This window comes from Pseudarthrobacter woesei, assembly GCF_055412745.1.
The window spans coordinates 1-22,836 of the sequence record NZ_JBVAYU010000009.1 but is presented as its reverse complement, the minus strand read 5'-3'; the positions used below and the strand labels follow the sequence as shown (position 1 = coordinate 22,836).

Annotated in this window: 19 protein-coding genes and 1 tRNA gene; 6 read left to right on the top strand and 14 right to left on the bottom strand. The window is 67.6% G+C overall.

What is annotated here, in order from left to right; genetic code table 11:
• Positions 1 to 6 precede the first annotated feature (6 nt).
• Together ACZYZE_RS13670 and ACZYZE_RS13665 are read right to left on the bottom strand one after the other, a co-directional pair.
• A complete protein-coding gene (locus tag ACZYZE_RS13670) occupies positions 7 to 1,311 on the bottom strand; it encodes an AI-2E family transporter (protein ID WP_459318315.1) in 1,305 nt (434 codons plus the stop codon).
• Positions 1,298 to 2,359 carry an aldose 1-epimerase family protein gene (locus tag ACZYZE_RS13665; RefSeq protein WP_463908333.1) on the bottom strand — a complete coding sequence of 354 codons (1,062 nt, stop codon included), beginning with the start codon at positions 2,357 to 2,359 and terminating at the stop codon, positions 1,298 to 1,300. The genes ACZYZE_RS13670 and ACZYZE_RS13665 overlap by 14 nt, the downstream gene beginning before the upstream one ends.
• 38 nt (positions 2,360 to 2,397) lie before the next feature.
• On the opposite strand from ACZYZE_RS13665, the gene galK reads away from it, so the two are divergent.
• Together galK and ACZYZE_RS13655 are read left to right on the top strand one after the other, a co-directional pair.
• Entirely contained in the window at positions 2,398 to 3,549 is a 1,152-nt protein-coding gene (gene galK, locus ACZYZE_RS13660; protein ID WP_463908205.1) for a galactokinase, read from the top strand.
• Positions 3,550 to 3,569: 20 nt separating this feature from the next.
• Entirely contained in the window at positions 3,570 to 4,808 is a 1,239-nt protein-coding gene (locus ACZYZE_RS13655; protein ID WP_463908203.1) for an acetyl-CoA C-acetyltransferase, read from the top strand.
• A 122-nt stretch (positions 4,809 to 4,930) separates the two neighbouring features.
• Here the strand turns inward: ACZYZE_RS13655 and ACZYZE_RS13650 are convergent, their stop codons facing one another.
• A complete protein-coding gene (locus ACZYZE_RS13650) occupies positions 4,931 to 5,818 on the bottom strand; it encodes a Bax inhibitor-1/YccA family protein (RefSeq protein WP_459318311.1) in 888 nt (295 codons plus the stop codon).
• Between the two features lie 521 nt (positions 5,819 to 6,339).
• Between ACZYZE_RS13650 and ACZYZE_RS13645 the strand changes: the two genes are divergently transcribed.
• The 4 genes from ACZYZE_RS13645 to ACZYZE_RS13630 are packed head-to-tail and all read left to right on the top strand — an operon-like array spanning position 6,340 to position 10,444.
• Positions 6,340 to 7,623 carry a branched-chain amino acid ABC transporter permease gene (locus tag ACZYZE_RS13645; protein ID WP_463908201.1) on the top strand — a complete coding sequence of 428 codons (1,284 nt, stop codon included), beginning with the start codon at positions 6,340 to 6,342 and terminating at the stop codon, positions 7,621 to 7,623.
• A 9-nt stretch (positions 7,624 to 7,632) separates the two neighbouring features.
• Entirely contained in the window at positions 7,633 to 8,601 is a 969-nt protein-coding gene (locus ACZYZE_RS13640; protein WP_459318309.1) for a branched-chain amino acid ABC transporter permease, read from the top strand.
• Positions 8,598 to 9,674 (top strand): ABC transporter ATP-binding protein, encoded by a 1,077-nt coding sequence (locus tag ACZYZE_RS13635; RefSeq protein WP_459318308.1) that lies wholly within the window; start codon positions 8,598 to 8,600, stop codon positions 9,672 to 9,674. Before ACZYZE_RS13640 ends, ACZYZE_RS13635 begins: the two co-directional genes overlap by 4 nt.
• Positions 9,671 to 10,444 (top strand): ABC transporter ATP-binding protein, encoded by a 774-nt coding sequence (locus tag ACZYZE_RS13630; RefSeq protein ID WP_459318307.1) that lies wholly within the window; start codon positions 9,671 to 9,673, stop codon positions 10,442 to 10,444. Before ACZYZE_RS13635 ends, ACZYZE_RS13630 begins: the two co-directional genes overlap by 4 nt.
• 373 nt (positions 10,445 to 10,817) lie before the next feature.
• Here ACZYZE_RS13630 and ACZYZE_RS13625 read toward each other — a convergent pair whose 3' ends face one another.
• From ACZYZE_RS13625 to ACZYZE_RS13575, 11 genes are all read right to left on the bottom strand, one after another.
• Positions 10,818 to 12,170 carry an ABC transporter substrate-binding protein gene (locus tag ACZYZE_RS13625; RefSeq protein ID WP_459318306.1) on the bottom strand — a complete coding sequence of 451 codons (1,353 nt, stop codon included), beginning with the start codon at positions 12,168 to 12,170 and terminating at the stop codon, positions 10,818 to 10,820.
• A gap of 177 nt (positions 12,171 to 12,347) precedes the next feature.
• Positions 12,348 to 12,421, bottom strand: a tRNA-Leu gene (locus tag ACZYZE_RS13620).
• Positions 12,412 to 13,413, bottom strand: coding sequence for an N-acetyltransferase (locus ACZYZE_RS13615; protein ID WP_463908197.1), 1,002 nt, complete (start codon positions 13,411 to 13,413; stop codon positions 12,412 to 12,414). Before ACZYZE_RS13615 ends, ACZYZE_RS13620 begins: the two co-directional genes overlap by 10 nt.
• A gap of 133 nt (positions 13,414 to 13,546) precedes the next feature.
• Positions 13,547 to 15,016 (bottom strand): NAD(P)/FAD-dependent oxidoreductase, encoded by a 1,470-nt coding sequence (locus ACZYZE_RS13610; protein ID WP_459318304.1) that lies wholly within the window; start codon positions 15,014 to 15,016, stop codon positions 13,547 to 13,549.
• Between the two features lie 34 nt (positions 15,017 to 15,050).
• Entirely contained in the window at positions 15,051 to 16,448 is a 1,398-nt protein-coding gene (locus ACZYZE_RS13605; RefSeq protein ID WP_459318303.1) for a S8 family serine peptidase, read from the bottom strand.
• A 90-nt stretch (positions 16,449 to 16,538) separates the two neighbouring features.
• Positions 16,539 to 17,483 (bottom strand): Ppx/GppA phosphatase family protein, encoded by a 945-nt coding sequence (locus ACZYZE_RS13600; protein WP_459318302.1) that lies wholly within the window; start codon positions 17,481 to 17,483, stop codon positions 16,539 to 16,541.
• Positions 17,480 to 18,214, bottom strand: coding sequence for a DUF501 domain-containing protein (locus ACZYZE_RS13595; protein ID WP_459318301.1), 735 nt, complete (start codon positions 18,212 to 18,214; stop codon positions 17,480 to 17,482). Before ACZYZE_RS13595 ends, ACZYZE_RS13600 begins: the two co-directional genes overlap by 4 nt.
• A gap of 65 nt (positions 18,215 to 18,279) precedes the next feature.
• Entirely contained in the window at positions 18,280 to 18,981 is a 702-nt protein-coding gene (locus ACZYZE_RS13590) for an FtsB family cell division protein (RefSeq protein WP_459318300.1), read from the bottom strand.
• Between the two features lie 178 nt (positions 18,982 to 19,159).
• On the bottom strand, positions 19,160 to 20,440 hold the full coding sequence (eno, locus tag ACZYZE_RS13585) for a phosphopyruvate hydratase (RefSeq protein ID WP_459318299.1): 1,281 nt from the start codon (positions 20,438 to 20,440) through the stop codon (positions 19,160 to 19,162).
• 159 nt (positions 20,441 to 20,599) lie between these two features.
• Complete coding sequence (locus ACZYZE_RS13580; RefSeq protein ID WP_463908332.1) at positions 20,600 to 21,223, bottom strand: MazG nucleotide pyrophosphohydrolase domain-containing protein; 624 nt, start codon at positions 21,221 to 21,223, stop codon at positions 20,600 to 20,602.
• A 238-nt stretch (positions 21,224 to 21,461) separates the two neighbouring features.
• Positions 21,462 to 22,628, bottom strand: coding sequence for an adenosine deaminase (locus ACZYZE_RS13575; protein ID WP_463908193.1), 1,167 nt, complete (start codon positions 22,626 to 22,628; stop codon positions 21,462 to 21,464).
• Positions 22,629 to 22,836 lie beyond the last annotated feature (208 nt).

Genomic DNA, 22,836 nt, shown 5'->3' with positions numbered 1-22,836 from the left:
GGCGGATCAGTCCCCGGTGTCCCGTCCGGCATCACTGCCCGGGGCACCGCGGTGGTGTGCGGCGTCCTCGCCGCGGCCGGGGGTTTTACCCGGCAGGTGGACGTCCCTCACGGTGTTGTCGCTGCCGGCTGCAGGCGCAAGGACATCCTGAAGCCCGGCGGCTGCCAGCACCTCATCATGTTCCCACGTTCTGCCGGCAATGTAGCGAATCGACGAGTTTGCTACGGCCAGGATCGGCACGGAGAAGAGGGCGCCCGGGATGCCGGCCAGGTAGGAGCCGGCGGCGACGGACAGGATCACGGCGACCGGATGCAGGGACACGGCCTTGCCCATCACGAGCGGCTGCAGGATGTGGCTCTCAAGCTGCTGCACCAGCAGCACGATCCCCAGCATGATCAGGGCATTGACCGGGCCGTTGGCGACGAGGGCCAGCAGGACGGCAACAGCGCCGGTGACGAGGGCGCCGACGATCGGAATGAAGGAGCCCAGGAACACGAGGACACCCAGCGGCAGCGCGAGCGGAACGCCGATGATGGCGGCGCCGACACCAATGCCAACGGCGTCCACGAAGGCCACGAACATCTGGATCCGCGCGTAGCTGACCATCGAGGTCCAGCCCTTGCGGCCGGCCCCGTACGTGGCGGCACGGGCCTTCCGCGGCAGCAGGCGGACGATGAAGGCCCAGATCCGGTCGCCTTCGAGCAGGAAGAAGACCAGGACGAACAACGCCAGGACCAGTCCGGCGGCGAAGTGGCCGGCGGTGCTGCCGAAGTTCAGCGCCCCGCTCAGGATGCTGCTGCTGTTGGTCTGCAGCGCCGCGGAGGCCTCCTTGATGTACTGGTCGATCTGGGCCGCCGTCAGATGCAGCGGGCCTTCCGAGAGCCAGGCCTGCACCTGCTGGACGCCTGCGAGTGCCTCTGACCAGAGTTCACCGAATCCGGTCGCAAGTTGCCGGCCGACAAGCGTCAGCGCGCCGGCGATGACACCGATGAAGCCGAGGACCGTGACCGCTACGGAGAGGCCGTTGGGCACCCGGTGCCGTGTCAGCCAGCGCGTAACGGGGCTGAGCAGGCCCGCCAGCAGGGCTGCCACCATGACCGGGATGATCAGGAAGCTCACCCTGCCGAGCAGCCAGATGAGCGCGCCGGTGACGAGCAGGATGAGACCGATCCGCCAGGCCCATGAGGCCGCGATGCGCACACCATAGGGGATGTCCTGGTCCAGCTCACGGTCAGTCACTCCGCGGAGGGGAGCCTGGGCCCGGGAGGTGTCTGTGGGGCGTTGCGCGGCGGCGTCCTCAGCTGGGGTCATAGCCCCATGATTCCCCAGCGGCGCCCGGATGCGAAACCCCTGGCGCCAGGGAAGCGCTGATCCCCCAGGCCATGGTGAACCGTTCCCCCGGGCCCAGCCAGCGGAGGCCTTCGCCGCTGTTGAAGGCGTTGGCCGGCCCGGTCATGGGCTCGATCGCCACCGCCTTGGTCCGGCCTGGGAAGTTCGTGGTCACGAACACATGGACGTAACCGCAGACCGCGTCCTGCCACAGGGTCACGCTCTGCCCGTCCGGGGCGCGGAGCGTGTGGCGGGCGAGGCCGCCGTCGAACTCCAGGTCCGTGTAGGCGGAGTCGAGATCCAGTTCGGCCACGAGCCGGCCGGTGCGCAGGTCGAAGTCGCCGCCCACCGGTTCGGTGCCGCGCGGGATCAGCCGTTCATCCGTCACCAGCCGGGTCCGGGCGCCGACCGTCACGGTGAGTTCCTCGCTCGGCACCTCACCCAGCCGGAGGTAGGGATGGGCGCCGAGGACAAACGGCGCCGGCTCCTGCGAGTCGTTGATGAGCATCTGCCGGACCACCAGGCCAAGGTCGTCGGCCAGTTCATACTGCACCCGGTGGCGCAGCAGGAAGGGATACCCGTGCTGCGGAAAGACTGCCGCTTCCAGCGTCACGGAGAATTCGGCTTCGTCCACAAGTTCGTACGGGGAGTTGCGCAGCAGCCCGTGGCTGGCGTTGTTTCGCGACACCTCGGTGATGTCCAGCTGCTGTTTTTTGCCGTTGAGGTTCCAGACCCCGTCTTCCACGCGGTTGGCCCACGGCGCCAGCGTGATCCCCGCGGCGCCCGGCGGGATCTCCGCGTCGCCGTAGCTTTCGGTCAGCTGGGTGCCGCCGCGGCTGTACAGCCGGAGGCCGGCGGCCAGTTCCGTGACGACGGCGAGCGCGTCGCCGCGCCGCAGCTCGTACTGCCGGCCCGAGGCGTAGCGCCGCGGGGTGCCGTCGACGGTGCCGTCGAGGCCGCGGCGTCTGTCGGAGCCGCCGCTTTCAGCGGAGGACGGAGAAGGTGAGTTGGTCGGATCCATGGGCACCACCGTACCGAGCCGCACCCCAAGCCGTATACCTTGGAGCCATGACCAGCACGAAGGACCTTGCGGCCCGGTTCGAATCCATCTTCGGTGCGGCACCGGACGGCGTCTGGCAGGCCCCCGGCCGCGTCAACCTGATCGGCGAGCACACGGACTACAACGAAGGTTTCGTGCTGCCCTTCGCCATCGACCGGACCGCCCGGGTGGCGGTCCGCGTCCGGCCGGACTCCACGGTCCGGCTGCTGTCCACCTTCGGCAACCAGGGCCTGACGACGGCGGATACCGGTTCGCTGGAGCGCGCCACGGCCAAGGGCTGGACCAAGTACCCGCTGGGCGTCCTCTGGGCCCTGCAGCAGCGCGGTCTCCGCATACCCGGATTGGACCTGCTGCTGGACTCCGATGTCCCCCGGGGCGCCGGGCTTTCCTCCTCGCATGCCATCGACTGCGCCGTCATCTCCGCGCTCAACGACCTCACCGATGCGGGGCTCGGCGCCCAGGACATGGTCCTGACCACCCAGCGCGCAGAAAACGACTTCGTCGGATCCCCCACGGGCATCATGGACCAGTCGGCGTCCCTGCGCGGCGCGGCGGGCCACGCAATCTTCCTCGACTGCCGGGACCAAAGCCTTCGCCTGGTGCCGTTCGACGCCGAAAGCGCCGGGCTGGTTATGCTCGTGATCGACACCAGGGTGGCCCATTCCCACGCCGGCGGCGGCTACGCAGCCCGGCGCGCCTCCTGCGAGCTGGGCGCCGGTGCGCTCGGGGTCAAGGCCCTGCGCGATGTCCGGCTCGATGATCTGCGGGAAGCCAGCGGCCTGCTGGATCCGGTGACGTTCCGCCGTGTGCGGCATGTGGTCACGGAGAACCACCGCGTGCTGGAGGCGGTAGAGCTCCTCGGCAGCGCAGGACCAACGGCGATCGGCCCGCTACTCGACGCCAGCCACGCCTCCATGCGGGACGACTTCGAAATCTCCTGTCCCGAGCTTGACCTTGCGGTGGAGACCGCCCGCACCGCCGGCGCGATCGGCGCCCGGATGACCGGGGGCGGTTTCGGCGGCTCGGCGATCGCGCTTACCCCGGTGGAGGCGGAGCCGCGGGTCCGGGCCGCCGTCGAACGTGCCTTCACCCGGGCCGGGTACGCCGCACCGGAAATCTTCGGCGTGCGCCCGGCGGCGGGGGCCATCCGCGTGGCATGACCGGAGCGTAGGCTGGGCGCATGCCAGAAGCCGTCATCGTGTCCACTGCCAGAAGCCCCATCGGGCGCGCCTTCAAGGGCACGTTGAAAGACGAGCGGCCCGACGACCTGGCCGCCGCCATGGTGACGGCGGCCCTGGCAAGGATCCCGGCCTTCGACGCCGCGGACCCCACCGGCCGGGGCCTCGATGACCTCTATCTGGGCTGTGCCGAGCCAAGCGGGGAAGCCGGCTCCAACATGGCCCGCGTGGTGACCATCCTGGCCGGACTGGACAACGTCCCCGGCGCCACCATTAATCGTTTCTGTGCCTCCAGCCTGCAGACCCTCCGGATGGCGTTCCACGCCATCAAGGCCGGCGAAGGTCATGCGTTCGTCTCGGCCGGAGTGGAGACCGTGTCCCGCTACCGCGACTGGGCCGGGGCCGGGGAAACCGACGCCGGCACCCACAATCCGCTCTTCGACGCCGCCCGGCAACGCACCGCGGCCCGGGCTGCCTCCAACACTCCGTGGACCGACCCCCGGCTGGGCGGGCGGATGCCGGACATCTACATCGCCATGGGCCAGACCGCCGAGAACGTCGCCACGAGCTACGGCATCAGCCGGGCGGCCCAGGACGCATGGGCCGTGTTGAGCCAGAACCGTGCCCAAGCGGCGATCGCCGCGGGCTTCTACGCCCGGGAAATCACGCCGTACACCCGCAAGGACGGCATCGTGGTTGACCGGGACGACTCCCCACGGGCCGGGGTCACGATCGAGTCGGTCAGCGCCCTGCAGCCGGTCTTCCGCGGCGGGGGCACCGTCACCGCAGGTAACGCCTGCCCCCTGAACGACGGCGCCGCCGCCGTCGTCGTGATGAGTGATGTGCGGGCCCGCGACCTTGGGCTGGAACCGCTCGCCCGGATTGTCTCCACCGGCGTCAGTGCCCTGTCCCCTGAGCTCATGGGCATGGGCCCCGTCGAGGCGGCCCGGCGGGCGCTGCAGCTTGCCGGGCTGGGCATCGAGGACATCGACCTCGTGGAACTCAACGAGGCCTTCGCCGTTCAGGTCGTCGCGAGTGCCAGGGAACTCGGGATTGATCACGGCAAGCTTAATATCCACGGCGGCGCCATCGCCCTGGGCCACCCCTTTGGCATGACCGGCGCCCGGATGACCACCACCCTGCTGAACGGGCTCCGGGAACGGGATGCGGGCCTGGGCCTGGCCACCCTGTGCGTCGGCGGCGGGCAGGGCATGGCGGTGGTGCTCGAGCGGCTGAGCTGAGCCTGGTCCCGCTCCGGCGCGGATGATTCCCCTCCGACGGACAAGCATGAGCCGGATGAGAGAAGGAGGGCCCCGCCGTTTGGCGGGGCCCTCCTTCTCTCGCTAGCGGTAAGCAGCGGTTGTTAGTCGCTGCCGCGGAGGATTGAGAGCAGGCGGATGATCTCGACATAGAGCCAGACCAGCGTCACCGTGAGGCCAAAGGCCGCGGTCCAGGCGAAGCGCTGCGGGGCACCGGCGCGGACGCCGGCTTCGATGCTGGTGAAGTCCATGATCAGGGAGAAGGCGGCCAGGCCGATCGCCAGCGCGCCGATGAAGACGCCCAGCGGGATGCCGAAGATTTCAACGCTGGTACTCAGGCCGAAGGGAGAATTGACAGCGCCGGTCCACACCATGACCATGTTGACCAGCGCGAAGACGGCGTAGCCGATCAGCGCGATCATAAAAAAGCGCATGGCCTTGGGGGTGGCCCGGACCTTGCCGCTCTTGAAGAGCACAAGCGTCACGGCGAAGACCGAGAGGGTGCCGATGACGGCCTGCAGGCCCACGCCCGGGAACATCCCGTCCAGGACCCGGGTCAGCCCGCCAAGGAACAGACCTTCCAGCGCCGCGTAGGCCAGGATCAGGGCCGGTGAGGGCTGCTTCTTGAAGGTGTTGACAAGGGCCAGGGCAAAGCCGCCCAGCGCGCCCACAATCATCAGCAGATTGGCCAGGCCGGGGGCCACCACGAGGGTGATGGCCGCACCGGCGATCACGGTGCCAAGGCAGACCGCGGTTTTGACGATGACGTCGTCGTAAGTCATGCGTCCCGTGTCGGCGGGGCCGGCGGCGGGTCGGTTGTACATGTCCTGGAGCTGGTCCTGGGTCATGCCCTGCTGGGTGGCGTTCCAGCCGGTATGGGCGTCCATGACCTGTCCGGGATGGCCCTGGCCGGAGGCCGGCGGGGCCGGCGGTGCCTGGGTTGCTCCACGGAAATTCTTTCCGTTGAAGACTGGGTTTCCGCCAAGTGCCATTGCGGGTGTCCTCCAAATAAAGGGGGTGGATGATGTTCCGGTGGTGCATTGCGAGCGATTGCCTATAGCTCACGCTACCAATTCCCACGGCCGGCGGGCAGGGTTAGTTCCCGGGAAGGACCGGCCGCAACCCAACCGTGATCTGCCCTCCGCCGTTTTCCGGGCCGTAGCCCTTTGCAATGGTTGAATGTTTAGGCATACTCGGAATCAACAAAAGTTTTCTTTAGCGCAGGTAAAATATGCCGAACTCCGGGCTTCACGGTTGTTACCCGATCGCGACGTTCTGCCTGCTCGCGGCGGCATTCTTTGCCCTGAACGGGCTGTAACATTGGCGCAACAGGGTGACGGATATCACAAGCAGTACCGCTCTATCCGCATCGTATGGCACCACCCCTCGTCACCCTGACTGTTCGCAGCGGTTGCAATGGCGCAACCCACACCACCCCCATGTGGAGGTTTTCATTTTGAGAAGCACACCGAGAGGCCCGTCGCTGAGACGGCGCGGCAGACTACTGAAAGCTGTGGGGGCCGTTTTCGCCGCCGTGGCAGCACTACTGCTGATCGTCGCCCCGGCATCGGACGCCACGACCCCCTCGCCGACACCATCCCCGTCGGCAACCACGTTCCAGAACAGCATCAGCGGCTTCCTGCGCGGCGACGACCGCGCGCCGATTGCTGAGGTCACCATCACCGCCACGAGCGGTGACTTCACGGGAACCGCGAAATCGAGCGCCAACGGCGCCTGGACCATCGGCGTCCCCACCCAGGGGACCTACGAGGTCAAGCTGGATGAATCCACGCTTCCAGAAGGCATCAAGCTCGCCGACGGCCAGGAAAATCCCCGCAAGGTCACCTTCAGCCAGACTTCCAACCTCTCCGTGATCTTCGCCTTCGGCGAGGGCATCGTTGTGCAACAACAGGATTTCGGCCAGAACCTCATCAACCGCCTCGTGGCGGGCCTGAGCTTCGGGCTTCTGCTTGCCCTCGCCTCGGTGGGCCTCTCGCTGATCTTCGGTACCACCGGCCTGACCAACTTCGCACATGGTGAAATGGTCACCCTCGGCGCCGTCCTCGTCTTTGCCTTCAATGCCATGAACCTGCCGTTCTGGCTGGCGATCGTGCTCGCACTGCTCGGCGGCGGACTCTTCGGCTACGTCCAGGACGCCGGCCTATGGAAGCCGTTGCGTCGCCGCGGCACCGGCCTGGTTCCGATGATGATCGTCAGCATCGGCCTTGCACTGGCCGTCCGCTACGTGATCCAGTTCTTCTTCGGCGGCGCCACGCAGCAGCTGCCGTTCGCCCAGAGCGCGGAAATCCAGATCGGCCCGGTGTCCATTTCCCCCAACAACCTCTGGTCCCTCGTGATCAGCGCCGTCGTCATTGCCATCCTTGGTGTCGTCCTGCTCAAGACCCGGCTCGGCAAAGCCACCCGCGCGGTCGCCGACAACCCGGCGCTGGCTGCGGCCTCCGGCATCGACGTCGACTCTGTCATCCGGATTGTCTGGGTCACCGGCGGCATGCTTGCCTCCCTCGGCGGCATCCTCTGGGCTTACTACCGGCCCGGCGTCACCTTTGATATGGGGTCGCAGATCCTGCTGCTCATCTTCGCCGGCGTCACCCTGGGTGGTCTCGGCACGGTCTGGGGTGCCCTGATCGGATCCATCATCGTCGGCATCTTCGTGGAGCTGACCACCGTGTTCGGCCTCGCCGCCGACCTCAAATACGTGGGAGCACTGTTCATCATGATTATTGTCCTCTTGATCCGGCCCCAGGGTATCCTGGGCCGTCGCGAGCGCGTGGGTTAGGAGACAGCCATGGACTTCGGATTCATTCTTTCAAGCGCTGCCGGCGAACTGTTCAGCCCGACGACGGCGGCTTACGCCCTCGCGGCGCTCGGCCTTGCGGTTCACTTCGGCTACGCCGGCCTGCTCAACTTCGGCCAGGCCGGCTTCATGGCGGTGGGGGCCTACGGCTTCGCCATCTCCACCCTGACCTTCGGCGCCCCGTTCTTCGTCGGGCTGCTCATCGCGGTGGTAGCCGCTGCCATCTTCGCCCTGCTCCTGGGGATACCAACCCTCCGGCTGCGGGCTGACTACCTGGCCATCGTGACGATCGCCGCGGCGGAAATCGTCCGCTACATCGTCACCACCAACCAGCTGACCTCAGTGACCGGCTCGGCCAACGGCCTCGCCGCCTTCGAAGGCGGGTTCTATGCCATGAACCCGTTCCCCGAGGGCTTGTACATGGGCATGAACAACAGGGACTTCTTCATCCGCGTGGTCGCCTGGATCGTCGTCGTCATCTGCTGCACCCTGGTGTGGCTGCTGATGCGCAGCCCGTGGGGCCGTGTCCTCAAGGGCATCCGCGAGGACGAAAACGCCGTCCGCTCCCTTGGCAAGAACGTGTACTCCTACAAGATGCAGGCCCTCATCATCGGTGGCGTGCTCGGCGCCCTGGCCGGCATGGTCTTTACGCTCCCCCGCGGCGCGGTCCAGCCGGCCAACTACGGCACGGAACTGACGTTCTTCCTCTACACCTGCCTGCTGCTCGGCGGCCTCGGCACGGTGCTGGGGCCCGTCGTCGGCGCGATGATCTTCTGGGTGGTGCTGTCCCTCACACAGGGCATCCTGTATGGCCTGATCGAATCCGGCGCGGTGACCTGGCTGAACACAGTCCAGGCCGGCCAGCTGCGTTACATCCTTGTGGGTGTCGCGCTGATGCTGCTGATGATCTTCAGGCCCCAGGGCGTCTTCGGCAATAAGAAGGAGCTGGCGTTCGCATGAGCACGCAGAGCGAAGAAACAGGCAACACAAACAGCACAGAGACAATTGACTACATGACGGACACCCGTCCGATTGCCGCCGGGGAAATTGCGCCCGGCTGCAAGAAGCGCGATCCGATCGTGGTGGCGGAGAACGTCACCCGCAGCTTCGGCGGCATCAACGCCGTCGACGTCGAGTACCTTGAGATCCCGCGGCACAAGATCACGGCGCTTATCGGCCCGAACGGGGCCGGCAAGACGACCCTGTTCAACCTGCTCACGGGGTTCGATACACCGAACTCGGGCAAGTGGCAGTTCGAAGGCAACAGCATTGCCGGTGTCTCCTCGTACAAGGTTGCCCGCATGGGCATGGTCCGCACGTTCCAGCTGACCAAGGTCATGGGCAAGCTCACCGTCATGGAGAACATGCGCCTCGGCGCCTCCCAGCAGTCCGGCGAGCGGCTCTCCAAGGCCCTGTTTAAGGGAATCTGGGGCGGTCAGGAGAAGAAGATCACCGAAGAAGCCAACGTGCTGCTCGAGAAGTTCAAGCTCGACGCCAAGAAGGACGACTACGCCGCGTCCCTCTCCGGCGGCCAGCGCAAGCTGCTGGAGATGGCCCGTTCGCTGATGGTGCGGCCCAAGCTGGTCATGCTGGACGAACCGATGGCCGGTGTTAACCCCGCCCTGACGCAGTCCCTGCTGGACCACATCAAGAACCTCAAGGCCGAGGGCATGACCGTGCTGTTCGTCGAGCACGACATGCACATGGTCCGCCACATCGCCGACTGGGTCGTGGTGATGGCCGAGGGCAAGATCGTGGCCGAGGGCCCGCCCGCGGACGTCATGAAGAACCCGGCCGTGATTGACGCCTACCTGGGCGCACACCACGACGTGGACCTGGGCGACTCCGAGGGCATCAAGGAGCTCGCCGCCGAACTCGAAGCCGATGAGGAGTCGATCGTCGGCACCGAAAACGCCGGCATCATCGCCGCCGATGTCATCGCGACCGAGGTGACGGCGCCAGAGACCAACGGGACGACGCGTGGCAGGCGCAGCGCCGACGAGCCGAACCGCACAGAGAAGGACACAGAATGAGCGCCACCAGCGCGGCACCCGCCGCCCAGCCCGTCCACGATGAGGATTCGGTGGTCAAGGTCACCGACCTGGTGGCCGGCTACATCCCCGGCGTCAACATCCTCAACGGCTGCAGCATCGAGGCCCGCAAGGGTGAGCTGATCGGCATCATCGGCCCTAACGGCGCCGGCAAGTCGACTCTGCTGAAGGCGATGTTCGGTCTGGTCAAGGTCCACTCCGGCTCCGTCGTGGTCCGCGGCCAGGACATCACCGGGCTCAAGGCCAACAAGCTGGTCAGCCGGGGCGTGGGCTTCGTTCCGCAGAACAACAATGTGTTCGCGGCCCTGACCATCGAGGAGAACATGCAGATGGGCATGTTCCAGCGGCCCAAGGACTTCGCGGAGCGCTTCGACTTCGTCACGGGCCTGTTCCCGGAACTTGGCAAGCGGCGTGCCCAGCGGGCCGGTTCACTCTCCGGCGGCGAACGCCAGATGGTGGCCATGGGCCGGGCCCTGATGATGGATCCGGCCGTGCTGCTGCTCGATGAGCCTTCGGCGGGCCTCTCCCCTGTCAAACAGGATGAGACCTTCCTCCGGGTCCACGAGATCAACCGGGCCGGCGTCTCCGTCATCATGGTCGAGCAGAACGCACGTCGCTGCCTGCAGATCTGTGACCGGGGCTATGTGCTGGACCAGGGCAAGGACGCCTACACCGGCACAGGCCGTGAGCTCATGAAGGATCCCAAGGTCATCCAGCTGTACCTGGGCACCCTGGCCGACACCGTCGAGTAGCCCCGCAGTCCCGCAGAACAGGAGGGCCGTCACCAGCCGGTGGCGGCCCTTCTGCGTGCCCGGCATCGTCCGACCGCGTCAATACAGTCCGGGCGCCTCCCCAGCCGCTTGCTCGGCGCCTGCGCTCGTTGCTCCCCGGCGGACCCCTCAGCGTTTGCCTCACCGCATGCTCCCCCGCAGAACGACGACGGCGTCACGCGGCGCAGTCTTTTGGCCGGGGCCCCAACAACGGAGCCGGATTCCCGGCGTCGAACGCCCCGGCCCGGCTCGAAAGCCTGCCGCGCGTGATGCCCTCCCTGGGCTACCTTCCCCGCACGCAAGAAACCCCCGTCCGGAGGGGACGGGGGTTTCTTGTGGCTAGGGAAGGGCGGCTTTACAGCTTGCCGAATTCTTCCTTGGATGCCTTGTAGGTGTTGTCATCCTGGAACTCGTAGATGCCGACGTAGGCTTCCGTCGGGTCCCCCGCGTCGGAGAACGATACGGGGCCGGACTGGCCGTCGTAGTCGATGTCCTTGCCGTTGCGGAGCAGGGTGACACAGGACGGGAAGGTGTTGCACTTCTCGCCCACTTCGGAGACCGCCTTGAGCTGCTTGGCGATGTCCACGCCCTTGGTGCTCTTGGCAGCCTCGGAGGCCAGTGCGATCAGGTTCACGGCGTCGTAGGACTCGCCGGAATAGCTGTAGTCCTTCAGCGCGGGATCGATCGCCAGCAGCTTCTTCTTGAAGTCATCCTTGGCGAAAGTGCCCGGGATGGTGCCCTGGGCGCCCTTCAGGGTTCCTGCCGTGAAGTCCTTGCTGTAGTCGGACATGTTGCCGTCCACGAGGAAGAGCTGCGTGGGCTTGATGCCCTTGCCCGTCATCAGCGGAACGATGCTCTTGGCCTGGTCAAAGGTGATCAGGGCGATGGCATCCGGCTTGGCTGCGATGACCTTGTCCACCTGGCTGCTGAACTGGGAATCGCCTTCGTTGAAGAGTTCCTCCGCGACAACCTTGCCGCCTGCTGCCTCAAATGCCGACTTTACGTTCTTGGCAAGACCGGTTCCGTAGGCGTCGTTCAGTACGATCATGCCAACGGTCTGGGCGCCACAGGTAGCCATGTAGTTGCCCAGGACCTTGCCCTGAAGCACGTCCGAGGGGGCGGTGCGCCAGTAGAGGCCCTTGTCGTCCCAGGCGGTGAAGTCCGGCGAGGTGTTGGCCGGGGAGAACTGGATGACGCCGGCGCCGGTGATCTGGCTGATCACGGTCTTGGAGACGCCCGAGGAGGCGGCACCAACGATTGCGCTGACACCCTGGCCAAGCAGTGCTGTGGTGGACTGGGTGGCGATATCGGTCTTGGTGTCACCGGAGTCCCGGTGGGTGACCTCAACAGGCTTGCCCAGCACGCCGCCGGCATCATTGACTTCCTTGATGCCAAGGTTGACACCCGCGATTTCGGGCGGGCCGAGGAAGGCCAGCGACCCGGTGGTCGGCAGAAGCGAGCCGATCTTCAAAGCGGTGGGGGTGGTGGTGGTGGCGGCAGGGACAGGACCGGCGTTGCCGGCGGCCTGGGTGCTGGCTCCGGCGCCGGCGCCGGGGGCCGGGCAGGCGATGCCCGCGGCCTTGACGGAGGCGGATCCAGTCGACGTCGGGGTGGACGTGCCACCACAAGCCGTAGCCAGAAGGGCGACGCCGATGCTAAGCGCTGTCAGCTTAGCGATGCGGGGCGCCACCTGGGGGAATGAAGTCATTTACAATCTCCTCGATCTAAAGGTGCGAACGGCCTTTGATGCGAAAGATCAGGTGTTCCTGATTTATCTTCAAGCTAGTGCACTTTTGGCCCGAACCAAAGTGACTAGGGTCACATCCTTATAACAGTCGTTGCATAGGAGAAATCTGCGTGAGGATTCGGAGACGACGGGAATGTGTGCCCCAGGTGGGACTCGAACCCACAACACGCGGATTTTAAGTCCGCTGCCTCTGCCAATTGGGCTACTGGGGCGCCCGGTCAATGGTATCCCGTCGCACTGCCCCGTCCGCCACGACGGACGGCGTGTTAAACGGCCCGGCGTAGCGGAAGGTCCCGCTCACGCCTCCCGGCCAGACGGCCAGCGGAAGCATTTGGAAGTGTCCGCCCCAGGCAGGATCAGGGGCCTCAACGCCGAGCGAGACCGACGCCACGAAGCCGAAGCGCGAGTAGAACTCCGGGCTGCCCAGCAGGGCGATCCCCCGCTCCCCCGCGGCGTTGGCCCGGTCAATCGTTTCCTTGATGAGCGCGGTCCCGATGCCGTGGCGCTGCAGCCGCGGCACCACCCCGATCGGGCCGAGTCCCAGCAGGCCCAGCCCACCCGCCCAGCCGCGGGTGCTGATCACGTGCCCGACGATCCCGCCGTCGAGCTCCGCGACGATGCTGAACTCCGGCAGGTAGTCCTCGCACCCCCAGAGCGCAGCGAGGAGTTCAACCTCCTCCGGCTCGCCCCCGACGGGCAGCCCGGTGACCGGCGGGACGACGAAGGCGGCGGCGGTCAGCGCGAGGATGGCCGGCCGGTCCGCAGGCTGTTCGCTGCGCAGCACCAGTTCCGGGGCAGGCTTCTGCTCCCCGCTCGCTGCGGCCAGTTCGTGCAGCACCTCCAGTGCGCGGTCGGCATCAGCCACGGGAACCAGCAGGTGGTCGTGGTGGAAGCCGGCCAGGACGTTGCAGCTGATCCTGGCTTCGGTCAGGGCTCCGCTGACCGCCGCGGTCAGGCCCACCGCCTCGAGTGAGGAGCGCACCTGGAGGGTGATCCACGCCCCCACGAAGTCATAGGCGAGGCCCAGGCTGTCCGCTTCAGCCCGCGGCAGCACCACCGTCAGCCCCTCGGCCTCACGGACGGCGGCCGCGATGGCTCCGGCCAGGGGTTTGCCGTGTGGCCACAAAACATAGACGAATTCGCCATCGCGGAGTTCGGGGCGCATGCTGGCCAGCAGGGTGCGGAGGTCCTTTTCACCTGTCATGAAGCCAGTCTAGGGCGGGCCCGGCGCTGACGGCCGGTTCAGGCGCCGCCACCGACAGGCTCCGTCCGCCCGGGTAACGACGACGGCGGCCGCTCCCCGAAAGGGAACGGCCGCCGTCGAATGTTGCTGCGGACTACTTGGAGTCGGCCGAGACAGCTTCCTTGGTCTCAACCGTGGCAGCCTCAGCGGCCGGCTTCTCCGCCACGGGAGCGGCGGGGACCACAGCCGGCTTCGCAGCCGGAGTGGCAGCGGAGACGAAGGCGCCGCGCGGGTTGTCCAGGTCGATCAGCTGGGTGGTGTCGCGTCCCAGGAAGAGGGCCCAGAACCAGCCCGAGATAACGCGGATCTTACGCTCAACGGTCGGGATGGCCATGCCGTGGTAACCGCGGTGCGCGAGCCAGGCCAGCGGGCCCTTGAGCCCGATGCGGCCCAGGAGGTTGATGTTGGCAACACCCTTCCATTCGCCGAAGCCGGCGACGGCGCCCAGGTTCTTGTGCTTGTAGTCCTTGAGCGGCTTCTCCCAGCGGGAGGCCCACAGGTTCTTGGCGAGGCGCTTGGCCTGGCGCAGGGCATGCTGGGCGTTCGGGACGCACGTTCCGTCCGGCAGGCCGCTGCCTGTGAGGTCCGGGACGGCCGCGATGTCGCCGGCAGCCCAGGCGTTCTCGACGATGCCCTCGTCACCTGCGATGCGCAGGTCCGGGAGCACACGGACACGTCCGCGGGGCTCCAGCGGGAAGTCGGTGGAGCGGATCATCGGGTTGGCCTGCACACCGGCGGTCCAGACCAGCGTGTCCGCCTCGAATTCCTGCGCCGGGGTCTTGTCCGGCAGGTTGATGAGCTTCAGGGAGCCCTCTGCGTTGTCCAGCGAAGTGTTGAGCAGGACCTCGATGCCGCGGCTGCGCAGGTGCTCGACGACCCATTCAGCCTGCGAGGCGGTGACCTCGGGCATGATCCGGCCCATGGCCTCGACCAGGACGAAGCGGACGTCCTCCTGCTTGATGCGCGGGTTCTTCTTGACCGCGGCGCGGGCCAGGTCTTCCATCTCGGTGATGCACTCGATGCCGGCGAAGCCGCCGCCGACGACGACGAATGTCAGGGCGCGGGCGCGCTGGACCGGGTCCGTCATCAGCGAGCCGGCTTCAATCCGCTCAAGGACACCGTTGCGCAGGGCGACGGCCTCCTCGATGGTCTTGAGGCCGATGCCCTTGTCCGCGAGTCCCTTGATCGGGAAGGTGCGGGTGATGGCGCCTGCGGCCACCACAACGTCGAAATACGGAATCTCAAAGTTCTCGCCGCCGTCAGCCGGGGCAACCACGGCCGTGCGGTTGGCGTGGTCGATCGAGGTGACGCGGCCCTGGATGAGTTCCGTCTGCGTCAGGTGCTTCCGGTGCGAGACGACGGCGTGGCGTGCCTCGATGTTGCCGCCGGCAACTTCGGGGAGGAAGGGCTGGTAGGTCATGTAGGGCAGGGGATCAACGACGGTGACGATGCCGCCGGCGTTCGCGATCTTCTTCTGCAGTTTGAGCGCTACGTACAGGCCGACGTAGCCGCCGCCGACGACGAGTACCCTGGGACGGTCCTGGAGCTGAGGGGAGGATGCCATCCGTCAAGAATACCGTAGTTTGTGAAAAACTTCACTAACTTGGTTTGCCGCCGGGGTCCACCGGGTCCAGGACTCCTGTTTCCGGCTCCGCGGAGCCGCCCGGACTTCCCGTTGGCGGCGTCCGGCCGGCACGCCGAAGCTGGAATCCGGCTGCCCCGACGATACACAGGAACAGCCCGCCGAAGCCCAGGACCACCATGGCCGGGACGGCGCTATCGAGCTGCGAGGGCGGCTCGGCGACCGGCACGGTGGCCTCCGGCAGCGTCGGCGCGGCGCTGGACGGGGCGGCTGCCGCGGCGGCCGGCGTCGTGGCCAGGTTTCCGCGCCGGTGGACCCGGACCCAGTCCGAAATCGAGCCCAGCGGGTTGACCTTGGTCTCCGGAACGTCGGCCTTGAGGGCCGCCTCGGCGTTGAGGACCCCAAAGCCGTACAGCGGGTCCTTCCCCGGCGCCCCGGCGTCCTTCGCGGTGCTGACAATCCGGTTGATGACCTGGCTCGCCGTCATCTGCGGCCATTTGGAGCGGATCAGGGCGGCAACGCCGGCGACGATCGGTGTTGCGCCCGAGGTGCCGGCCCATTCGGCGTAGCCACCGGCGGGCATGCCGCCCAGGAGGTTTTCCGCGGGGGCCGCGACGCCAATGCTGATGCCCTGGGAGGAAGAGTCGATGCTGGCGGTTCCCTTGCGGTCCAGCCCTGCGACGGTCAGCACACCGGGAATGGTGGCCGGTGCCCCGACCTGCACATTGCCGCCCACGCGGTTTCCCGCGGCGGCGACGATCACGACGTCCTTTTGTTCGGCGTACAGGAAGGCCGCGTCCCAGCTCTGCGGCCACTCCGGGGAGGTGCTGCCGAGCGAAATGTTGATGACGCGGGCGCCGTTGTCCACGGCCCATCGGACGGCCTGCGGGATCTGGTCCTGGTCACTCTTGCCGCCGGGGTTGGCCGATCCGAGCCAGGTGGAGACGGACAGCAGTTGGGCCTCCGGCGCCACACCCACGATCCCGTCCGGGCCGACGGTGGGACCGGGGGTGGCGCTGGGGCCGGGACTCGCGGTGGATCCGGCGGGCTGGTGGCCGCGGCCGGCAAGCATCGTGGCCACGAGGGTCCCGTGCTCGGGTTTGGCGCCGATGCTCTTCTGGCCGTCCGGGCTGCCGGCTCCCGAGATGTCGACTCCCCCGGCCATAACACCCGCCAGGTCCGGGTGCTTGCCGTCCACGCCGCTGTCGATCACGGCGACCTTGACGTTGGCCCCCTTGGAGACTTCCCATGCCTTGGTGATGCCATACTCGGCGAGCCAGTATTCCTTGTCGCGCCAGGCGTCCGCGTGGGCGGCGGGGGCGGCAGTCAGCGCTGCCGCTAGGCTGCCGCCGGCAAGGGCCAGGGCCATCAACGCGGAGGCGGTCCGGCGGGGCCGGGCTGTTGCTCTGGTCATTCGGGTCCTATCGGCGGTACGGCTGGTGGGCTGCAGTCACGGTGGCGCTGCGGTTAGGGTGGTCGGTTCCGTTCGATCCAGCTGATGCGGCTAGCTGATACTCAGGGCAATGCCGTCCAGAATATCGTGTTCGCTGGTGACTGCCGTGGTGACCCTGCCTTCCGTGACCTCGGCCAGCCGTTCCAGCACGCGCCGCCAGACGAGTGCGCCCGCTCCGATCACGTCCACCCGGCCCGGGTGCATGTACGGCAGGGCCGCCCGTTCTGCGCGTGTCATTTCGAGCAGTCCGGTGCAGGCCCGCCGTGCGTCTGCCAGCGGCAGCTCCGAACCGTGGATGGCCTTCGGCGAGTACTCCGGCAAGTCCAGGGCATGGGCGGTGATAGTGGTAACGGAGCCTGCCACCCCAACGACGGCGGTGGTTCGGTCCAGCGGGACGGTCTGCGCCGCCACGCTGATGGCGGCGTCGACGTCGGCCTCCGCCGCGGCAATCTGCTCCGCGGTGGGCGGGTCGCTACGCAGGTGCCGTTCGGTCATCCGGACACAGCCGACGTCGACGGACCGGGCGGCGGTCACGCCGTCGGCGTTTCCCAGGACGAATTCGGTGCTGCCGCCGCCGAGGTCGACCACGAGCACCTGGTCCTGGCCGCGGGACGGCAGCACGCTGCTTGCCCCGGCGAAGGACAGGGCGGCTTCCTCGTCCCCCGTGATGACTTCGGGTTCGACGCCGAGAAGCTCGCGGACGCCGTCGATGAAGACCTGCCGGTTTCTCGCGTCCCGGGTGGCCGAGGTAGCGACGAAGCGGACTTTGCGGGCGCCATGCCGGCGGATCAGCTCCGCGTAGTCAGCCGTGGCCGCCAGGGTGCGGTCCAGGGCCTCCTGGGCGAACTCTCCGGTGGCATCGACGCCCTGGCCCAGCCGGACCACCCGCATTTCGCGGACAATGTCCGTCAGCCGGGGTGTAGCGCCCGGCCGGACGTCGGCGATCAGCAGCCGGATGGAGTTGGTTCCGCAGTCGATCGCGGCCACACGGCTCATTGCCCGGCTCCGGCGTCCGTGCCTTCGGCTGTTTCCGTGCGGGATTTGCGGACCGGGGCCGGCCGGCCCACGATCTCCGGCAGGCCTTGCGGTCCGTGCCTGCTGAGGTCCTGGGAGGGAACCGCTCCGCCGGTTTCCCAGGCGCCGTCGCAGTAGCAGCGGTCCTTGGTCCACCATTCGCTGATGGCCGCGAGGGCCTCGTCACCGAGCGGGTTCACGCCGGGTCCGGCGGCGAGCGAGTGGCCCACCAAAACGTGCAGGCACTTGACGCGGGTGGGCATTCCGCCGGCGGAGATGCCGTCGATCTCCGGCACGGGGCCGATCCCGGAGCGGGCGCCGATCCCGGAGCGGGAAGCCAGGTAGGCCTCGTGGGCGGCGCGGTAGCCGCCGGCCAGCGCGTCATCGGCGCCGAGCCGCTCGTTCATCTGGTTCATCAGGCCCGCGGCCTCCAGCCGGGATACGGCGGCGGTGATGACCGGGTGTGTCAGGTAAAAGGTGGTGGGGAAGGGTGTCCCGTTGCTGAGCCGCGGCGAGGTGGCCGCCACGAGCGGGTTGCCGCAGATGCAGCGGGCCGGGATCTCGACGACGTCGCGCACCGGGCGGCCGAGCTGCCGGCTCAGGACGTCCAGGTCGAGCGGCGAGGTCCGGCGGGATTCCTCCGGTGTGCCTGCCGTGCCTGCAGCCCGGGGGTCCCCTGCGGTTGGGTTCTTGTGCACTCGGTTCTCGTCCACTGGCGCGGCGCCTTCCTGCCCTATACGGAGTGTCCGGCGGACAATCCTGCGGCGGGCGCCGCGTCTTAGTCTGTTGCCGAACGCCGGATGGAGTCCCAGAGGGAATCCACCCATGGCAGCTTGGCCGGGTCCTGCGCGGACCCCGCACCGGCGGCGCCACCGGATTGTGCAGGAAGATCGCCGCCGAAGACCCAGTAGCCCGTCTCTCCGGGCATAACCATGTTAATCCGGTCGCGGGCCTGCTGCTTCACGTAGTTCGGATCCTGCCAGCGGGAGACCTGGCGTTTCAGGTCTGCCTGCTTCGACTGGCTCGCGGAGATATCCGCCTGCAATCCGGCGATTTCGGCGCGCTTCTCGAAGAAAATCTTCACGGTGGGGGCCAGCATGATGGTGATGGCAATCATAACGACGAACAAGGCCAGCATGCGGCCGGAGAATGCCTTGGCGGGGACGGGATCGAGGTTTTCTTCCGCCCCGGCGGAGTCCTTGGCCTGGGTTCCCGAACCGTCCTTGGCGCCACCGTGCCGAGCTGTGCTCAGCTGGAACGTGCCGGGCTTGCCCGGTGCTGCCTTGCCGGCGGCGTGGGAGTTCGGGGTGGCTGTGCCTGCCGCTGGGGTGCCCCGATCCTGCCGGGGTCCGTCAGGGTTCCCCGCGGTGCCGCGGGGGCCGCCGAAATCAGCCAGGATGACGTCGCCGCCGTCGCCCGTGTCGGTAGACTTCGGGGCCGCAGGCGTCGCCCGGGGAACCTTGGGTCGGCGGGTAGCCATGTCACTCCTGTAATGCCCGGCCCCTGCCGGGCTGGCGTGCTGCCTTCGTGCTGACAACCGTGGCCTGGACCGGCTGCACCGGTCTGCGGTCAGCCGTCGCCCACTGCGAAGGGCCACAAACGGAACCGGCGGCCACGGTCTTTCAACCATAGCCACCGGTTCGTCGTTTTTGCGGCTGCTAGCCCTTGAAACGCGGGAAGGCGCTCCGGCCGGCGTAGCGTGCGGCGTCGTCGAGTTCCTCTTCGATGCGCAGCAGCTGGTTGTACTTGGCCACCCGCTCGGAACGGGCCGGCGCGCCGGTCTTGATCTGGCCCGCGTTGGTGGCAACGGCGATGTCAGCGATCGTGGTGTCCTCGGTCTCGCCGGAGCGGTGCGAGGTGATGGTGGTGTAACCCGCGCGCTGGGCGAGGGAAACGGCGTCCAGGGTCTCGGTCAGGGAACCGATCTGGTTGACCTTCACGAGCAGCGAGTTGGCGGTCCGCGAGTCGATGCCGGTCTGGAGGCGCTCCGGGTTCGTGACGAAGAGGTCGTCGCCGACAATCTGGACCTTGTCGCCGATGGCGTCGGTGAGGATCTTCCAGCCGTCCCAGTCGTTCTCGTCCAGCGGGTCCTCAATGGAAACCAGCGGGTAATCGGCAACCAGCTCGGCGTAGTAAGCACTCATCTCGGCGGCGCTGAGGGACTTGCCCTCGAACTGGTAGGCGCCGTCCTTGAAGAACTCCGAGGAAGCCACGTCCAGGGCCAGGGCGATGTCCTTGCCCGGGGTGTAGCCGGCGTTCCGGATGGCCTCCTGGATGAGGTCCAGGGCTGCACGGTTGGACGGCAGGTTCGGTGCGAAGCCGCCCTCGTCACCGAGGCCGGTGGACAGGCCCTTGGCCTGCAGCACTGCCTTGAGCGCGTGGTAGACCTCCACGCCCCAGCGCAGGCCTTCGGAGAAGGTCTCGGCGCCGAGCGGGACAACCATGAATTCCTGGATGTCGACGTCGGAGTCGGCGTGCGAGCCGCCGTTGAGGATGTTCATCAGCGGCACCGGAAGGACGTGGGCGTTCGGGCCACCCAGGTACTTGTAGAGCGGCAGGTCGGCGGAGGCCGCCGCGGCGTTGGCGACGGCCAGGGACACCCCAAGGATCGCGTTGGCGCCGAGCTTGCTCTTGTTGGCGGTGCCGTCCAGGTCGATCATCGACTGGTCGATGCTGCGCTGGTCTGTCGCGTCGAAGCCGATGAGAGCCGGGGCGATCTGGTCAATGACGGCGTCGACGGCCTTCTGGACGCCTTTGCCAAGGTAGCGGCCCTTGTCGCCGTCGCGGAGTTCAACGGCCTCGTGCTCGCCGGTGGAGGCTCCGGAGGGAACTGCTGCGCGGCCGATCTGGCCGTCCGAGAGCAGGACTTCAACTTCTACGGTGGGGTTGCCACGGGAATCGAGGATCTCGCGGGCGTGGATGGCATCGATAAGCGCCATGGATATGCTCCTTTGGGTGAAGCGATCTGCTGGGAATCTGACGGCCGGGAATCAAGCGGGAATCGAGCGGGATAACCGGCGTCCTCGTCGTCCCCAGCCTAGTCGAGAGTGGCTAAGGTTACGGAAACCTATCCAGTCCCCGGACGTCATCAAACGGAATCATCCGGCCGACGGCGCGCGCCGGCTGTCCTCGTAGCGGCGGATCGCGCCGCGAAGGGCGCGTTCGGCGTCGAGTCCGTTGTCCCTGGCGGCGGCAGCGATGCCAAAGAGCAGCTCGCCGAGTTCCGCTTCGGTGGACGGGATTCCGACGGCGGTTTCGTGACCCGACGCCGGGAGGCCGGCGCGTTCCGCCCGGTCCAGGAGTTTCTGGGCCCGGGCCAGGGCGGGCAGCGCCGCGGGGACGCCCTCGAAGGGGTCACCGGAGCCGGCGGTGCCGGCGCGGGGTGCGCCGGAGTGCAGGAGCTTCTCGGAGCGTTTGACAGCGTCCCAGGTCCGGACGATCTCCTCGACGGTCGCTGGGAAGGAATCCTGCAGCGTTCCGTCGGGGCGGAAGACGTGCGGGTTTCGCCGGACCATCTTGGCGGAAAGGCCGCGGGCGACGTCGTCGAGGTCGAAGGCGTTGCGCTCCTCGGCGAGCCGGGCATGAAGGACCACCTGGAGCAGGAGGTCGCCCAGCTCGGCCTTCAGCTCGGCGTCGCCGCCGGCGGTCTCGATGGTTTCCGCCACCTCGTAGGCCTCCTCGAGGAGGTACTCCACGAGGGATTCATGGGTGAGGGCACCCATCCAGGGGCAGTGCTCGCGCAGCGCGGCAATGATCCCCAGCAGCTCCCCCACCTCGCCAGCTCGGCCGGGGACCCCTGCCGCTGTGGGCCCAGCCAGCAGCTCCCCCACCTCGCCAGCTCGGCCGGGGACCCCTGCCGCTGTGGGCCCAGCCAGCAACTCCCCCACCTCGCCAGCTCGGCCGGGGACCCCTGCCGCTGTGGGCCCAGCCACGAGTTCCCAGACTGGCGAAAGATCCTCGTTAGCCAAGGTCTGCGTAGGCCTCGTTGATGTATTCGACGAGGGCTTCCTTCTCTTCGAGCGGCAGGAAGGCGGCCTCGGCGGCGTTGAGCGTCAGCTCCAGCAGGTCGTCGAGGTCGTAGTCGAAGGTCTCGACCAGCAGTTCGAACTCGTCCGTGAGCGTCACACCGCTCATGAGCCGGTTGTCCGTGTTGATGGTGACGTTGAAGCCGAGCTGGTAGAGCATGTCCAGCGGGTGGTTTTCGATTCCCTCGCCGAAGCCGGCAACGGCGCCGGTCTGCAGGTTGGAGGACGGGCAGATCTCCAGGGCGATGCCGCGGTCGCGGACCCAGCTGGCGAGCTCGCCCAGGGTCACCATGCCGATGCTGTCGTTGACCTCGTCGCTGCTGTCGTTGAATTCGGCAGCGCCTTCGTCTTCGTCGTATTCAACGGTGACGTCTTCGGCGATCCGTACGCCGTGGCCGAGGCGCAGGGCCCGGCCGTCGACGAGGGCGGACTGGATGCTTTCCAGGCCGGCCGCCTCACCGGCGTGGACGGTGGCCGGGAAGTTGTGCCGGGCCAGGTAGGTGAAGGCGTCCTTGAAGCGTGCGGGCAGGAAGCCGTCCTCGGCACCGGCGATGTCGAAGCCGACCGCGCCGTTGTCGCGGTGGCGGACGGCCAGTTCGGCGATCTCCTGGCCGCGGTCGGCGTGGCGCATGGCCGTGATCAACTGGCCGACCTGGATATCGCGGCCGGTCTCGGCGACAGCGTCCACGCCGGCTTCGAGGCCAGCCTGCACCGCCTCGACCACTTCGTCCAGGCTCAGGCCCTGCTGGAGGTGCTGCTCGGGTGCCCAGCGGACTTCGCCGTAGATGACACCGTCGTCGGCCAGGTCCTCCACGAACTCCTTGGCGACGCGGAACAGGCCTTCCTTGGTCTGCATCACGGCGATGGTGTGGTCGAACGTTTCGAGGTAGCGGACCAGGGAGCCGGAGTCGGCCGACTCACGGAACCACTCCCCCAGCGCGACGGGGTCGGTCGAGGGCAGCGTGTGTCCCGCGGCATCGGCAAGTTCAATGATGGTGGCCGGACGAAGTCCGCCGTCCAGGTGGTCGTGAAGGGAAACCTTGGGAAGGCCCTTCAGGTCGAAGTCGAGGTCAGGGGCAGCGTCAGGAATAGTCTCAGTCACGTTCCAACCTTAGGGGTCGGAGGGCGAGCAAGGCCAGCCGGACGGCTCCCGATTGGCCCGAAGACCGGGCTCAGGCGTCGGCGTCGGCCGGGGCCGGCACGGGCGCCTGCAACTGCGGGGCCGCCGGTGCGGGGTGCGACCCGGCGTGGGCGGCCTTCGCGTCGGCGGCCAGGACGGCGGCCCGGCTGGCGGACGCGGCGGCGCCGCG